The 14,874-nt window shown below is 68.4% G+C and carries 13 protein-coding genes; 5 read left to right on the forward strand and 8 right to left on the reverse strand.

What is annotated here, in order from left to right; translation table 11 throughout:
• Positions 1 to 1,782 (forward strand): M56 family metallopeptidase, encoded by a 1,782-nt coding sequence (locus ACZ9YD_RS15725; RefSeq protein WP_465076212.1) that lies wholly within the window; start codon positions 1 to 3, stop codon positions 1,780 to 1,782.
• A gap of 243 nt (positions 1,783 to 2,025) precedes the next feature.
• On the opposite strand, the gene ACZ9YD_RS15730 is transcribed toward ACZ9YD_RS15725, so the two are convergent.
• The 4 genes from ACZ9YD_RS15730 to ACZ9YD_RS15745 form a co-directional block, all read right to left on the reverse strand.
• Positions 2,026 to 3,186, reverse strand: a complete 1,161-nt coding sequence (locus tag ACZ9YD_RS15730) for an AAA family ATPase (protein WP_465076213.1) — start codon at positions 3,184 to 3,186, stop codon at positions 2,026 to 2,028.
• A 39-nt stretch (positions 3,187 to 3,225) separates the two neighbouring features.
• Positions 3,226 to 4,263, reverse strand: coding sequence for an SMP-30/gluconolactonase/LRE family protein (locus ACZ9YD_RS15735; RefSeq protein ID WP_465076214.1), 1,038 nt, complete (start codon positions 4,261 to 4,263; stop codon positions 3,226 to 3,228).
• Positions 4,264 to 4,328: 65 nt separating this feature from the next.
• Positions 4,329 to 4,985 carry a ChrR family anti-sigma-E factor gene (locus ACZ9YD_RS15740; RefSeq protein ID WP_465076215.1) on the reverse strand — a complete coding sequence of 219 codons (657 nt, stop codon included), beginning with the start codon at positions 4,983 to 4,985 and terminating at the stop codon, positions 4,329 to 4,331.
• Between the two features lie 2 nt (positions 4,986 to 4,987).
• A complete protein-coding gene (locus tag ACZ9YD_RS15745) occupies positions 4,988 to 5,626 on the reverse strand; it encodes a sigma-70 family RNA polymerase sigma factor (protein WP_465076216.1) in 639 nt (212 codons plus the stop codon).
• 219 nt (positions 5,627 to 5,845) lie between these two features.
• On the opposite strand from ACZ9YD_RS15745, the gene ACZ9YD_RS15750 reads away from it, so the two are divergent.
• On the forward strand, positions 5,846 to 6,643 hold the full coding sequence (locus ACZ9YD_RS15750) for a dioxygenase family protein (protein ID WP_465076217.1): 798 nt from the start codon (positions 5,846 to 5,848) through the stop codon (positions 6,641 to 6,643).
• Positions 6,644 to 6,722: 79 nt separating this feature from the next.
• On the opposite strand, the gene ACZ9YD_RS15755 is transcribed toward ACZ9YD_RS15750, so the two are convergent.
• Positions 6,723 to 8,096, reverse strand: a complete 1,374-nt coding sequence (locus tag ACZ9YD_RS15755; protein ID WP_465076218.1) for an MFS transporter — start codon at positions 8,094 to 8,096, stop codon at positions 6,723 to 6,725.
• A 228-nt stretch (positions 8,097 to 8,324) separates the two neighbouring features.
• Between ACZ9YD_RS15755 and ACZ9YD_RS15760 the strand changes: the two genes are divergently transcribed.
• The 3 genes from ACZ9YD_RS15760 (at position 8,325) to ACZ9YD_RS15770 (ending at position 11,062) form a co-directional block, all read left to right on the forward strand.
• A complete protein-coding gene (locus tag ACZ9YD_RS15760) occupies positions 8,325 to 8,822 on the forward strand; it encodes an RNA polymerase sigma factor (RefSeq protein WP_465076219.1) in 498 nt (165 codons plus the stop codon).
• A 10-nt stretch (positions 8,823 to 8,832) separates the two neighbouring features.
• Entirely contained in the window at positions 8,833 to 9,489 is a 657-nt protein-coding gene (locus ACZ9YD_RS15765; protein WP_465076220.1) for a hypothetical protein, read from the forward strand.
• Between the two features lie 409 nt (positions 9,490 to 9,898).
• A complete protein-coding gene (locus ACZ9YD_RS15770) occupies positions 9,899 to 11,062 on the forward strand; it encodes a zinc-dependent alcohol dehydrogenase (protein WP_465076221.1) in 1,164 nt (387 codons plus the stop codon).
• A gap of 74 nt (positions 11,063 to 11,136) precedes the next feature.
• On the opposite strand, the gene msrB is transcribed toward ACZ9YD_RS15770, so the two are convergent.
• The 3 genes from msrB to ACZ9YD_RS15785 form a co-directional block, all read right to left on the reverse strand.
• Entirely contained in the window at positions 11,137 to 11,601 is a 465-nt protein-coding gene (gene msrB, locus ACZ9YD_RS15775; RefSeq protein ID WP_465076222.1) for a peptide-methionine (R)-S-oxide reductase MsrB, read from the reverse strand.
• Between the two features lie 153 nt (positions 11,602 to 11,754).
• A complete protein-coding gene (locus ACZ9YD_RS15780) occupies positions 11,755 to 11,973 on the reverse strand; it encodes a polyprenyl synthetase (protein WP_465076223.1) in 219 nt (72 codons plus the stop codon).
• Positions 11,974 to 12,021: 48 nt separating this feature from the next.
• Entirely contained in the window at positions 12,022 to 14,820 is a 2,799-nt protein-coding gene (locus tag ACZ9YD_RS15785; RefSeq protein WP_465076224.1) for a PAS domain-containing hybrid sensor histidine kinase/response regulator, read from the reverse strand.
• Between the last annotated feature and the right edge of the window lie 54 nt (positions 14,821 to 14,874).

Raw genomic sequence — 14,874 nt, forward strand, 5'->3', positions numbered from 1 at the left:
ATGGCCCTCGAACTGATCAGTGACGTTCTGCTGCCGCGCCTGCTGACCGCCAGCGTGCAATCCACGATTCTGGTCGCGGTGGTGTGGGCGCTGTGCCGCCTGGTGCCGCGCCTGTCCGCCGCGACCCGCTGCTGGCTCTGGTGGCTGGTCGCGCTGCAGTTGCTGGTCGGCCTGGCGTGGTCGAGTCCGATGGGGCTTCCGCTGCTGCCCGCCGAAGCGGTGCAGCCCGCGCTGCAGGTCGCGCAGGTCACGCCGGCGATCACTTCGGACGAGGCGTCCATCGTGTTCGCACCGACGCAGGCAGCTGAGGCGTCGTCCGCATCATGGTCGTGGCCGCTGGCGCTCGCCGTGGCGTGGCTGCTGGGCCTCAGCGTGATGGTCACGCGCAGCCTGCGTGGCTGCCTCGCGACGCGTCGCCTGCTGCGCACGTCCGTGCGCTGCCGCGACCGCAGCCTGCTGCATGCATTGGCACTCGCCGCCGACGCACACGGCCTGCGCGCGCCGCCGCGCTTGCGCCTGTCGGATGCGATCGATTCGCCGCAGCTCATCGGCCCATGGCGTCCGGTGCTGCTGCTGCCTGCGCACCATGCGGACTCGATGCAGCCCGATGAACTCGACATGGCGCTAACCCACGAACTGGTGCATCTGCAGCGCCGGGATCTGTGGCTCGGCCTCGTGCCGGCACTCGCGCAACACCTGTTCTTCTTCCATCCCCTCGCCCATCTGGCCGTACGCGAATACGGCCTGAGCCGTGAAGCCGCCTGCGATGCCGCCGTGCTCGAAGGCAACCGCCACTGCGCACGCGAGTACGGCCAGCTGTTGCTGCGCCTCGGCGTCGCGCCACGTCCCTGTGCCGGGCTGGCCAGTGCCTCGCCCGACTTCACCCTGCTCAAGCGGAGACTCACCATGCTGCAGACCACCTCGTCCTTCCCGCGCGTCGTCGCGGTGCTGATGACCGTCGCGATCGGCGTCGTCGGTGTCATGCCCTATCGTCTGACCGCTGCGACACCGGCCGTCACTGCGCAGGCACCCGCCGCCGCACGTCCGGCGCCGGCGCCATCGCGCACGTCGACGTCGACGACGACCGCCACCCACAACGGCGTTCCGGTCGACCCGGCCGACATGCCGACGCCGCCGGCACCTGCAGCGCCACCCGCACCGATTTCCCCGCCCGCCCCGCCTGCACCGCCCGAACCCCTGTCCGACGGATTGCGCAGCACGTTCACCCTCGGCATGGAGCCGGGCGAAAACGCGTTCGTGTTGCTGGACGACGACCACAGCATCGCCGTCAGCGCGACGTCCGATCTGCGCGAGGCCCAGGCCACACGTCGTGACGATGCACCGGTGCTGTGGATGCGCCGCGGCGATGCGCGCTACGTGGTCCGCGATCGCGCCACGATCGAAGCGATCCGCAACGCGTACGCCGAAGTGACTGCGCTTGGCGCCGCGCAGGGCGAACTCGGTGCACGGCAAGGTACGCTCGGCGGACAGCAGGGCACGTTGGGTGCACGCCAGGCGGAGATCGCCCTGCAGGCCGCGCAACACGCCCTCGCGAACGTCAACGTCCGGGCGCAGGTGGACGCGCGCGTGACCGCCGAGCTGCAGCGCCAGGAGGCCGGCATGCAGGAAGAGATGCAGCGCCTCGCCACGCAACAGCTGGCGTTGGCGCGCGAACAGACTGCACTCGCGACGCGCCAGCAGACCGCCACCGCGCGCGCCGAACGCGAAGCCCGCGCGCTGATGGATGCGGCGATCCGCAACGGCGTGACCGAGCGGCTTTAAGCCCAGAGCGTTCCTCGCCCCGTAGCCGGTCGCTGCCGGGCGATCCGACAGACCACGCACCACCGCCGGCCTGACACCACAGCCGGTGCTGATCATGTGGCCGCAGGACACTCGCCCGCGCTAGCGGGTCACACGGCGTCGTGCGGAATCTGCAGGCCTGTTACGCCGTTCGCTGTGCGCGCAGGCGACGCTCGGTTGGTCGTGCCGCCCGCACGGGCATTGATCGGCCGAGTAGCTGGCAGCTCAGCGCTCCGGCCAGTACCAGGCCGGCGCATCCAGCAGGCCCTGGCCCACGATCGTCGTCTGGCTGTCGCGTTTCTCCAGCGGGATCGTGTTGCAGTCAGGCGTCTGTTCCAGCGCGGCGATCAGGCGCGTCGCGTGCGAGACCACCCAGACCTGGGTGCGCCGAGATGCGCCTGCAATCAAACGCGCCAGCGCCGGCAGCAGATCGGGATGCAAGCTGGTTTCGGGTTCGTTGAGCACCATCAGCGGCGGCGGACGCGGTGTATGCAGCGCGGCGATCCACAGCAGGTAGCGCAGCGTGCCGTCCGACAGTTCGGCAGCCGACAGCGGCCGCAGCAGGCCGTGCTGGCGGAACAGCAGACCGAAGCGCCCGCCTTCGACGGACACCTCGACCCGCGCCCCCGGGAACGCATCCGCGACCGCCGCGTCCAGCGCCTGCGGATCGCCGATCTCGCGGATCGTCGCCCACGCGGCCGCGAGATCGTGCCCGTCGTGACTCAGCACCGGCGTGCGCGTGCCGAGCTGCGGCAGCCGCGCCGGTGCATCGAGATCGGCGCGGAAGTGATCGTAGAAGCGCCAGCCCCGGATCGTCTCACGCAGCTGCAGCACTTCCGGCGCGTTGCGCGGATCGGCGATCTGCGCGAACAGGCTCTCGAACGGACTCAGATGCTCGCCCGCGACGCGCCAGGCGCGACCGTCGCGCACGCGCACAAGCCCGCCGCGGCGATCCACCAGGGTGTTGCCCTGGCGCAGGAACGGGCCGCTCCAGATCACCTCGCGCTTGATCTCGGGATCCAGCGCGAACAATGACTGCGACGGCGTCGGCAGGCCGAGATCGATCGCATAGCCGAAGTCCTCGCCAGCGAAACCCAGCTTCAGCGAGACCGGTTTCTGCCGCGGCCCGCCCTCGACCGCGACGTCGCCGCGGCGCATCGCTGCGCTCAGGGTTTCGGGACCAGCCCACAGCGTCGAGCCCAGCCCGCCCTCGCGCGCCAGCGCCGGCACCACGCCGCCCTGCGCGGTCTCGGCCAGCAGCCGCAGGGCGCGATAGAGACTGGACTTGCCACTGCCGTTGGCGCCGGTCACCAGGTTGAGGCGCGCCATCGGCACGACCAGCGTGTGCAGCGACCGGTAGTGGGCGATGGCGAGCGTGGTGAGCATGGCCGCGGCAGCGCAGGACGGGACGGGACGCGCGTTTTATCAGCGCGCGGTCGCAGCCCCTGCGATCTGCAGACGCACGCGCGCGAGCAGGCCGTTCGACGTCATGTACAGCGTGCGCCCGTCATCACCGAACGCGACGTTGGCGACCGGGCCGCCAGTCGCAATCCGCCCCAGGCGCGCGCCATCCGCAGCGAACACCAGCACACCGCCCGGCCCGGTCGCGAACAGGGTGCCGTCGCCGGCGACGGCCATGCCGTCAGGCAGGCCCGGCGCATCGTCACCGACCAGATCGCCGGCATCTGCGAACACACGTCGCGAGGTCACTGCGCCTCCGGCATCGAGCGCGTACGCCATCCAGATCGCGCGTTCGGGATCGGAATTGGCGACATACAGCGTGCGCTCGTCCGGCGACAACGCGATGCCGTTGGGACGCGTCAGACCGTCGTCGAGCAGGTGCACGGTGCCGTCGGTATCGAGCCGGTAGACGCCGTTGAACGGCAATTCCTTGACCGGAGACGCATCGAGATCCGTGAGCCCGTACGGCGGATCGGTGAAGAAGATCGCGCCGTCGCTGCGGCGCACGACATCGTTTGGACTGTTGAACCGGCGGCCGTTGAATGCGCGCGCGAGCACGGTCTTCTGTCTGGTCCGCGGGTCGAGACGCGCGAGCGTGCGGCTGCCGGAATCAGCCAGCAACACCGTGCCCGACGGCTCTGCATACAGGCCGTTCGCACCGGCCTCGCGCAGCACATCGGTCGGCGGACCGTCGTAGCCGGACGGCTCGAGGAACACCGACAGGCCCTCCGCGTCCGACCAGCGATGGATGCGGTTCTCCGGCACATCGGTGAAGAGCAGGTAGCCGCCGTCTTCGAACCACGCCGGGCCCTCGGCCCAGGTGAAGCCTTCCGCCAGACGCTCGATCTTCGCGTCGGACGCGACGACCGCGTCGAAGCTGGGCGCATACGCGGTCAGTCCGCCGATCGCGGGACGCTCGCTGTTCGATACCGCGGCGCCGCCCGCGCAACCGCCGAGCAACGCGGCGCACAGCAAACCGGAAAACGGACGGAAGGGCTGCATGGGCGTGCCTCGCTTGGAATCGGGCCGCCTAGCCTGCCATGACACACGCGAATCGTGCGCAGCCGTCAGAGCCGCAACACGGATTGCATTGCCCGCGCGATCCAGCCACTGAACTGCATCGGCGCATCGGACGCAGCCACGCAGATGCACGGCACGCCGTGGCTGGTGACCGGCTGGTGCTCGGTCTCGTGATCGAGATCGGCGACATCGCCGGGACCGAAATGGCCCAGCACGTCGTCATAGGCGCCGCGCAGGATCAGGGTCAGTTCGTTGTTGCCGTGGCTGTGCATCGGCATGCGCTTGCCCGACGCCGTACGCAGCATCAACAGCTGCGCGCCGAGCGCCTCGTCCTGCGCGCGCAGCAGATGGATGCCCGGCCCGACCGCGCGCCAGCGCAGCGTCGAATAGCGATCGCCGAACCAGGGCCGCAGCGGCGTCGGCAACAGGTCCGGATCGACAGCTGCCGGCTCAGCGACCAGGACCGGCGGCGCAACCGCATCGCGTTCGAGCCGCGCACGGAACGCATCGCGGGCCGATACCGACAATGGCGCGCCCTCCTGCTGTTCGATGAGCCGCGCGCCGATCGCATCGGCCGCATCCAGCTGCCCGCGACAAGTCGCACACAGTTCCAGATGGCTGGCGACGACGGCCGCGAACGCGACTGGCAACGCACCGGCCGAATAGCCGACCAGGGTGGCGTGATCCAGATGACGGACCGGCACGTTCACGCCTCGCCCCCGAGGCCGCGACGCAATTTGGCGAAGGCGCGGCGCAAGGTCGATTTCACCGAACCCAGCGGCATGCCGAGTTCGCTGGAGATTTCAGAATGGCTCTTGGATTCGAGATACGACATGCGGATCAGCCGCGCCTGCCCGGCCGGCAACGCATCGATCGCGCGCCCCAGTCCGACGTGATCTGTGAACGCCTCGGGCCCACTCGCGCCGATCTCGCCGTCGTCGTCCTGCAGCAGGTCGACATCGTCGGGCCACGCGGTCGCCGACGCGCCGCGACGCAACGAATCGATATGCAGGTTGCGCGCGATGCGGAACAGCCAGGTACCGAGACTCGCGCGTTTGGCATCGAACGAACGCGCGCGGCGCCACAGCCGCAGCATCGCCTCCTGCACCAGATCCTCGGCCTGCGCCGAAGCGATGCCCTGGCCCAACAGATAACGGTTCAGACGCGGCGCGAAGTGGTCGTAGATGCGCATGAAGCAGTCGACGTCGGCATTCGCAGCGACGCGGGTCATCTGGTCGGACCAGAACACCGCGTCGGGAGCCGGATCGGCGAGCAGCTTGGACATGCGGACTGCCCCATGCAGGGGCGTGACCTTCGAGACGGCGATGGCAGGCAGCTTGGGCATGGCGCCGTGTGTGGGACGTGCAGGCGGAGACATGAACTCATACGCCGTAGAAGCGCGATTGGATTCCCATGACGGGCACATCGCGGCGCCGCAGTGTGATTGTGCCCCGCTCTGCAACAGTTCTTCGCTGGCGTGGCCGTTTATCGCCGCCATCCACAGGCATAGCCTGTCCGCATCGTGGCCGCGCCCATGGGCGCCGGCCGCTTCTGGAGCCCACCGATGACCCGCCTGCCCGCCCTCTACATCTCGCATGGCTCGCCGATGACCGCGCTCGCGCCCGGTCAGGTCGGCGAACGCCTCGCCGAACTGGCGCGCACGCTGCCTAGGCCACGTGCGATCGTCATCGCGTCCGCGCACTGGCTGGCGCGTGCGCCGCGGGTTGGCGGCGCGGCGGTGCCGGAGACCCTCCACGATTTCGGCGGCTTTCCGCAGGCCCTGTTCGACATCCAGTACCCCGCGCCCGGCGACACTGCGCTCAGCGCGCGCGTCGCCGACCTGCTGCAGACGGCCGGACTGCCGGCACAGCTCGATCCGCAACGCGGTCTCGACCACGGCGTCTGGGTGCCGCTGCGCCTGCTGTATCCCGATGCGGATATCCCCGTGGTGCCGGTGTCGATCCAGCCGGAGCTCGGCCTGCCGCACCAGTTCCAGATCGGCCGCGCCCTGGCGCCGCTGCGCGACGAAGGCGTGCTGGTGATCGGCTCGGGCAGCATCACCCACAACCTCCACGACATGCGCAGCTTTGATGAAGCGCGTCAGGCGCCGTACGTGCAGCCCTTCATCGACTGGGTGGCGCAGCGGCTGGCCGACGAGGACGTGGACGCCTTGCTCGACTACCGTCGACAGGCGCCGTTCGCGCAACGCGCGCATCCGACCGACGAACACCTGCTGCCGCTGTACGTCGCGATGGGCGCCGGTGGCACGCCGATGCGCGCGCAGCGCATCGATGCCGGCATCGACATGGGCTTTCTGGCGATGGACATCTACCGGTTCGACGGCGCGCCGCAGCCGGGCTGACGCGGCGCCCGGGCGCAGGCCAAAAAAAAGCCACCCGCTCCGGTGCTCGGGGCGGGTGGCTTCGGAGGTCACGCAAGGATCAGCGACGCTTGGCGATCCGGTCGCGCATATGCGCTTCGTCGTCGAGCCAGTTCTGGTCCTTGTTCTTCAGGAAGAACACATAGACCACCAGCGAGACCGCGATGATGACGGTGGCGTAGACGGCGAACGTGATCACCTGGTCCGACTTCAGCGCGGCCTGGTACAGCAGCGGCGCGGTGCCGCCGAAGGCCGAGTTGGCCAGCGCGTAGCCGAGGCCCACACCCAGCGCACGGATGTGCGTCGGGAACAGTTCCGCCTTCACCACCGCGTTGATCGACGTGTAGCCGGTCAGGATGATGAAACCGATGCCCAGGATGATGAAGGCCGACAGCGCGCTGGTCTGCTGCGGCAGCGCCGTCACCAGATACCAGGTGTAGAGCACGCCGCCGATGCCGAAGAACACCAGCAGGCTCTTGCGGCCCACGCTGTCCGACAGCCAGCCGCCGATCGGCTGCAGCACCATCAGGAAGGTCAGCAGACCGAGATTGATCAGCGTGCCCACCATGACGTCGTCGCCGGCGAACGCGGTCTGGATCATCTTCGGACCGTTGACCGAGTAGGTGTAGAACGCGACCGTGCCGCCCGCGGTGATCAGGAAGCACAGCAGCAGCGGACGCCACTGGTTCACGAACAGCTCGCGGATCGAACCAGAGGCCTCCGCGCCGCCGGTCTTGGCAGCCTGGATCGAATCCGATTCCAGCGATTCGTCCATCGTGCGCCGCAGCCAGAACACCACGATCGCCGCGACGCCACCGATGCCGAATGCCACGCGCCAGCCCCACTCGGAGATCTGAGAGGTGTCGAGCAGCAACAGCATCGCCAGCAGCGTCGCCTGCGCCAGCACATGGCCGCCGACCAGGGTCACGTAATGGAACGAGGACAGGAAGCCGCGACGGCCCGGAATCGCGGCCTCGGACATGTAGGTCGCACTGGCGCCGTACTCGCCGCCGGTCGCGAAGCCCTGGATCAGGCGCGCGATCAGCAACAGCACCGCCGCCCAGATGCCGATCTGCTCGGCGGTCGGGCTGATCGCGATCAGGAACGAACAGCCCGCCATCACCGACACCGAGACCGTCAGCGCCAGGCGCCGGCCGTAGCGGTCGGCGAAGCGGCCGAAGTACCAAGCACCGATCGGGCGCATCAGGAAGGTCGCGGCGAAGATCGCCCACACATACAGGGTGGAGTTCTTGTCGTCGGGCGAGAAGAACTGCGACTCGAAGTACACCGCGAACACCGAGTAGACATAGACGTCGAACCACTCGACCAGGTTGCCGGCCGAACCCTTCAGGGTGTTCGACACGGACCGGCGCAGGCTGGCCGGCCGGGCCGCGTTGAGCGCGGCAGGTGAAGCGGCGGAACTCGAAGCAGTCATCGTTGGGGGGCCTGCGTGGGGGCAAGGGATGGCGAGTATAGGCACCGGAGCGGGTGGGTTCGGCGTCAATAGCGAAGAGGTATTAGATGGACGCCCTGCCGGTGCCGGCGCTTTCGGCCCTCCGCCGACGGAGAATCTGCCGACTCGGCGGCCTGGACGTGTGATAGCCGCCGCCCCCGTGCGAACCACCTCATGACAGGTTCGACACGGACTTCCATGGACACCACGATGCCCCTCGCGCACGACCGCGCCGCGTTCACCCGGTTGTTGCAGGACCACCACGGCATCGTCGCGACCGTGGCGGCCAGTTACTGCCGGGATCCAGACGACCGTGCCGATCTGGCCCAGGACATCGCCGTGCAGCTGTGGCGCGCGTGGCCGAAGTACGACCCGGCCAAGGCCTTCAGCACCTGGATGTACCGGATCGCGCTGAACGTGGCGATCAGCGCGGTGCGCAGCGCGACGGTGCGCCATCGTCATGCAGTGCCTTTCGACGAAACGCTGCACGACCTCGCCGACCCCGCGCCGCGCGACCCGCAGGCCGAACAGCAGATCCGCGCCCTGCACCGCTTCATCCACGCCCAGGCACCGCTCGATCGCGCCCTGCTGCTGCTCTACCTCGACGACTGCAGCCACCGCGACATCGCCGAAATCCTCGGTCTGTCCGAGACCAATGTCGCCACCAAGATCAGCCGGCTGCGCCAGCGCATCCGCACCGAACTCTAGAGGACCCACCATGGAACCCGATGACCTGAAAAGCGCCTGGCGGTCTCTGGAGGCGCGCATGGCCCGCAGCGACGCGGTGCACCTCGCCCTGCTGCGGGAAACCCGGATGTCGCGGGCCAAACGCCAACTGCTTCCACTCAAGGTCGGCCACTGGCTGCAGCTCGAACTGGGCCTGGGCCTGATCGTGCTCGGCGTCGCCTGCTGGACGCGCAACACGGATGTCGCGGGGCTGCTCATCGCCGGCATCGCGGTCCATGCCTTCGGCGTGCTCACGGTGCTGGGCGCAGCCGCGATGCTGGTCCTCGCGATACGCATCGACTACGCCGCGCCCGTGCTCACGATCCAGCGGCAGCTGGCAGCACTGCTGCGCGTCCATGCCTTCAACGCGAGCGTCTGCGGCGCACCGTGGTGGGTCATGTGGCTGCCGGTCGTGGTCGCATTCGCCGGCCTCGGCGATGCACCGACGTCAGGCGCCACACCGGCCTGGATCGCCTGGAGTCTGGTCATCGGCGGTGTCGGCCTCGCGGCAACCTGGATTTACGCGTGGCGCAATCGCGCACGCCTGCTCGCCCGAACAGACGGCCCGATCAATTGCGCCGGCGGCGCAGACGGCATCCGCCGCAGCCAGCGCCTGCTCGACGAAATCGCAGCGTTCGAGGCGGGTTGAGTGCGGGATGTCTGGAACCAGACGGAGACTGCGAACACCTCTCCCTCCGGGAGAGCGCCTGCCCCGGACTCGATCCCGGGTCGACGCGCGGAGCGTGTCGGGTGAGAGCTGCAGTCAGTAGCCGCCTACACACCGGACGCGGCACTCTCAGCGAGCGGCATCGCGAGTCGCAAGCCGCGCACCCGCCTGGCTCCCAAACAACCAGGCGCGTATTCATCGCACTCGCTTTCACGCCCGCTCCGCAGATGCCCCGCCACATCGCCACCACCGCCATCCGCCGTGCATCGCGATCCGATCCGCCTCCACCGGTCCGCCGCTGCACCCACATCACGCCACGACGATCCGCGCGTCACGCGTTCCTGCCATCGGGCCTGCGCCTCATGTACGCCCCACCGCACCGGATCACGTCATGAAAGCGCTCACCTACCACGGCACCAAAGATGTGCGCGTCGACACCGTGCCCGATCCCGTCCTGCAGGACGCCGACGACATCCTGCTGCGCGTCACCGCAACCGCGATCTGCGGATCGGACCTGCATCTGTTCCGCGGCAAGATTCCCGAGCTCCACACGGGCGACATCCTCGGCCACGAGTTCATGGGCATCGTCGAAGACGTCGGCCGCGATGTCACCAACGTGCGCAAGGGCGATCGCGTGGTGATTCCGTTCGTCATCGCCTGCGGCGACTGCTTCCACTGTCGCCTGGCAGAGTTTTCCGCGTGCGAAACCACCAACACGGGCACCGGCGCCGCAATCAATGCCAAGGGCATTCGTCCGCCGGCCGCGTTGTTCGGCTTCAGCCATCTCTATGGCGGCGTGCCCGGTGGTCAGGCCGAATACGTCCGTGTCCCCAAGGGCAATGTCGGACCGATCGTCGTACCCGATGCGTTGCCCGATGAGCAGGTGCTGTTCCTGTCCGACATCCTGCCCACCGGCTACCAGGCGGCGCTCAATGCGCGCGTCACCAAGGGCTCGACGGTCGCGATCTTTGGCGCCGGCCCGGTCGGCCTGATGGCCGCTGCGTGCGCGAAGATGCTCGGCGCCGAGCGCATTTTCATGATCGACCGCTACCAGTACCGCCTCGACTTCGCAGTCGCCACCTACGGCGTGATTCCGATCAATTTCGAGGAGACCGACGATCCGGCGGAAGAGATCATCTCGCAGACCAACGGACGCGGCGTGGACGCGACGATCGATGCGGTGGGTTTCGAAGCCAAGGGCAGCAAGGCCGATACCATCGCCACCCAGCTCAAGCTCGAAGGCAGCAGTGGCGCGGCATTGCGCCAGTGCATCGCCGCAACGCGTCGTGCGGGCACCGTCAGCGTGCCGGGTGTGTACGCCGGCTTCATCCACGCCTTCATGTTTGGCGATGCCTTCGACAAGGGCCTGCGCTTCGAGATGGGCCAGACCAACGTGCAGAAGTACATGCCCGAGCTGCTGGAACACATCGGCGAAGGTCGCCTGCAGCCCGACGTCATCATCTCGCACCGCATGGCGCTGGCCGATGCGGCCAAGGGCTACGAGATCTTCGACGGCAAGGAAGACGCCTGCCGCAAGGTCGTGCTGACACCCTGATCGGCGGTTCGATGTGATTCAACGCAAACGGCGCCCCGAGGGCGCCGTTTGTCTATCCGGATTGAAGCGTCGCCTCAGGCGGCGCCGGCCTCGGCACCGCCACGCTGCAGCGGGTCGGCCAGCGTTTCGCCGTCATCGACGAAGGTCAGCGCCACGGAGTTCAGGCAATGCCGCTCATGCGTCGGCGGCGGGCCATCGGGAAACACGTGACCCAGATGGCTGCCGCAGCGCGCGCAGACTTCCTCGACCCGGACCATGCCATGACTCGTGTCGCGGAGCAGGGTGATGTGCGCCGGATCGTAGGGCGCGAAGAAACTCGGCCAGCCCGTGCCCGACTCGAACTTCGCGCTGGAGCGGAACAACGGCAGCGCGCACAGCCTGCAGCAGTAGGTGCCTTCGCGCTTGTTGTCGAGGAACACGCCGCAGAACGGCGCTTCGGTACCGTGCTGCAGAAGCACGCGGCGCTCGTCGGCGGACAGGTCGGCCTCCAGCGCGGCGCGCTGCTCGGCGGAAGGTGGGGTGAGATCGAAACGGCTCATTGGGATTTCCGGGCTGTGGCGCAGTCCCCACAAGATGGCGACGCACAGGCCACCACACAACCCGGCCACGTCAGCCGGCGCCGCATGCCCGCGGCACCGGCGCCACGCGCGACGTCCCAACCCCTACCGGCGCAGACGTGCGGGGCGTGTCGATCAGGGCTTCAGACCGGCAACCACTTCCGACACGTTGAGTCCCAGTTCCAGCTGCAGGCGCACGTACTCGCGTTCCTTGCGCGAGAGGGCCCGACCCATCTCGATGCGCACGTCCTCGGCCTGCAGGATGCGCAGGATGCGCGGCAGGGCCGAGCCGATGGCATCCGGTCCGTAACCCGCCTCGCGCAACGCGGCGGTAATGAGTACTTCAACTTCCATGGCGCTTCCGGAATCTTTCGAGGCGTTGCATTGTGCGCTGTCCGACGATCAACCGGCTTCGGTAAAGACCGCGTCGATCCGCGCCGCCAGCTCGTCGAGCGTGAACGGCTTGCCGACCAGGTGCACACCCGCTTCGAGCACGCCGTCCTGCACCAGCGTGTTGCGGCTGTTGCCGGTGGTGAACAGCACTTTCAGATCCGGTCGGCGCCGACGCGCCTCATCCGCCAGCTGCCGTCCGTTGACCTCGGGCATGACGACATCGGTGAACAGCAGCACGATGTCCGGATGCGTGTCGAGCAGCTGCAGCGCGCTTGCCGCACCATCGGCGGCGAGCACCTGGAAGCCCAGTTCGGTCAGCGCGTCGCTGGAGAACTGACGCACCGCCGGCTCGTCATCCACCACCAGCACGCGCTGTTGCCGTCCATGCACCGGCACCGACGCGACCGCAACAGCCGGCGACGCGACGTCGACCGCCGCCAGGTGCCGCGGCAGATACAGCGTCACCACCGTGCCCTGCCCGACCTCAGACGTCATTCTGACGTGGCCGGCCGACTGCCTGACGAAGCCATACACCTGCGACAGCCCGAGGCCCGTGCCCTTGCCGACCGTCTTGGTCGTATAGAACGGATCGAATGCCTTGGCCATCACATCCGCCGGCATGCCGCTGCCTTCATCGGACACGGTGATCGCCACGAACTGCCCGGCCGGGATGCCCGGATGCGCCGCGGCGGCATCGGCATCGAGTTCGCAGTTGGCGGTCGTGATCGTCAGCCTGCCGCCACCGGGCATCGCATCGCGCGCGTTGACCGCCAGATTGAGAATCACGTTTTCCAGCTGGTTCGCATCGACGTACGTCCCCCACACATCCGGCGCGAGCGCAGTCTGCACGCGCACGCTGCTGCCCAGCGAATGCGCGAGCAGATCCGACATGCCGCCGACCAGGCGGTTCGCATCCACCGCCACCGGCTGCAACGGCTGCTGTCGCGAGAACGCGAGCAGTCGCTGCGTGAGTCGCGCGGCGCGGGCGGCGCCGTCGATCGCCATGTCGATGTAGCGCTTGGCGCGCGGATCGGGATGGTCCTTGAACCGCGACGCGAGCAGATCCAGCGGCCCGACCACAGCCGCCAGCATGTTGTTGAAATCGTGTGCGATGCCGCCCGTCAACTGGCCGACCGCTTCCATCTTCTGGCTCTGCCGCAACGCGTCCTCGACCCGCGTGCGCTCGGCGACTTCCTCCAGCACGCGACTCTCCAGACGCTCGTTCAATTCCTGCAGCCGCGCATCGGCACGCTTGCGCGCGGTCACGTCGATCGCCACGCCGAGCACACGCACGCACCGGTCGCCTTCGAACAGGCCGCGCCCCTTGGCTGCCACCCAGCGCACGATGCCGTCTTCCTTGCCGACGGTGCGGTATTCGACGTCGTAGAGCGCACGCTGGTCGGGATCGGCGGCCGCATCGAAGGCGGCGCCCGTGGCCTCGCGATCCTCCGGATGCAGGCCGTCGTAGAAATCGCGCAGCGACACGTCGGCGCCGGCCGAAATGCCGAACATGGCCTTGGTGCGCGGCGGCCAGATCAGCATGTCGTGCACCAGATCGACATCCCAGAAGCCCATGTCGCCGGCCTCGGTGGCCAGACGCAACCGTTCCTCGCTCTGCGCCAGTGCGGCCTCGGCCGCCTTGCTCGCCGACAGGTCCAGCATCGCGCCGATCATGCGTACCGGTTCACCATCGGCATTGCGCAGTACGGTGCCGCGATCGAGCACGGCGGCGTAACTGCCGTCGACGCGCTGGAACCGGTACTCGCCCGTCCACACCGAGCCCTCGCCTTCGATGACCGCGTGGATCTGCCTATCGATCCGCGCGCGATCGTCGGGGTGGATGTGATTGATCCACCACTGCGCATCGGTCTCGGTTTCGGGGTGACCGAACAGCGCGGCCAGCGCCTCGTTCCAGATGACGTGGCCATCGGCCATCCGCCAGTCCCAGATCGCGTCGTTGGTCGCCCGCGCTGCGAGCCGGTAGCGCTCTGCGATCTCGTCGTGCCGCGCTTCGACAGCCTTGCGCTCGGTGATGTCGAGCGAGGTGCCCACCAGGCCGACGACCGTGCCGTCGGCGTCGCGCAGCGGGGCCTTGGTCGAGAGCCACCATGCACTGCGGCCATCGGGAAAGCTCACGATCTCCTCGATCTGTTCGACCCGCCCGCTGGACATGATGCGTTCGTCGGTCGCCATCACCGCGGCCGCCTGTGCGGCGTCGCCGAGCAGTTCGGCATCGGTGTGGCCGACATACGCCTCGAGCGGCCGACCGACCAGCTCGGTCGTGCCCCGGTTGCCGATCAGGAAGCGTCCCTGACGATCCTTCGCGTAGACCACGCCCGGCGCCGCCTCGATGAACGAGCGCAGCAACGTCTGGGCCTGGTCACGCTCCGCCTCGATCCGCCGGCGCTCTTCGATATCGATCAGTACACCGGGAAAGCCGACCGCCTGCCCGTTCGCGTCGAGATCGACGCGGCCGATCGCCTCGATCCACCGGTACTGCTGGTCGCGCCCCAATGTCCGGTACGCATGCGCGTATCGGCCCCCTCGACGCACGGCCTCTTCGATCGCGGCCCACAGACCCGGTCGATCGTCGGGATGCACGTAGTCGACGATCTGCGCCAGACGCAAATCGCCGCGCGCGACGTTCGGATCGAGACCGAACGCTTCGGCGAGCGCATCGTCGATCGTGACGTTGTCGCGCGCGATGTCCCAGAACCACGTCCCGACGATCGCCCCGGCGGCAAGCGCCAACTCGACGCGCTCGCTGTCCAGCGCGCCGTGGGACTCGTTGCGATCGGAAAGATTCAAGGTGGACTCGGGCGGGACGTGGCGGTATGCCGGCATTCTCCCAGCTGCCGGCCG

Source organism: Luteimonas sp. AC640a, assembly GCF_979256585.1.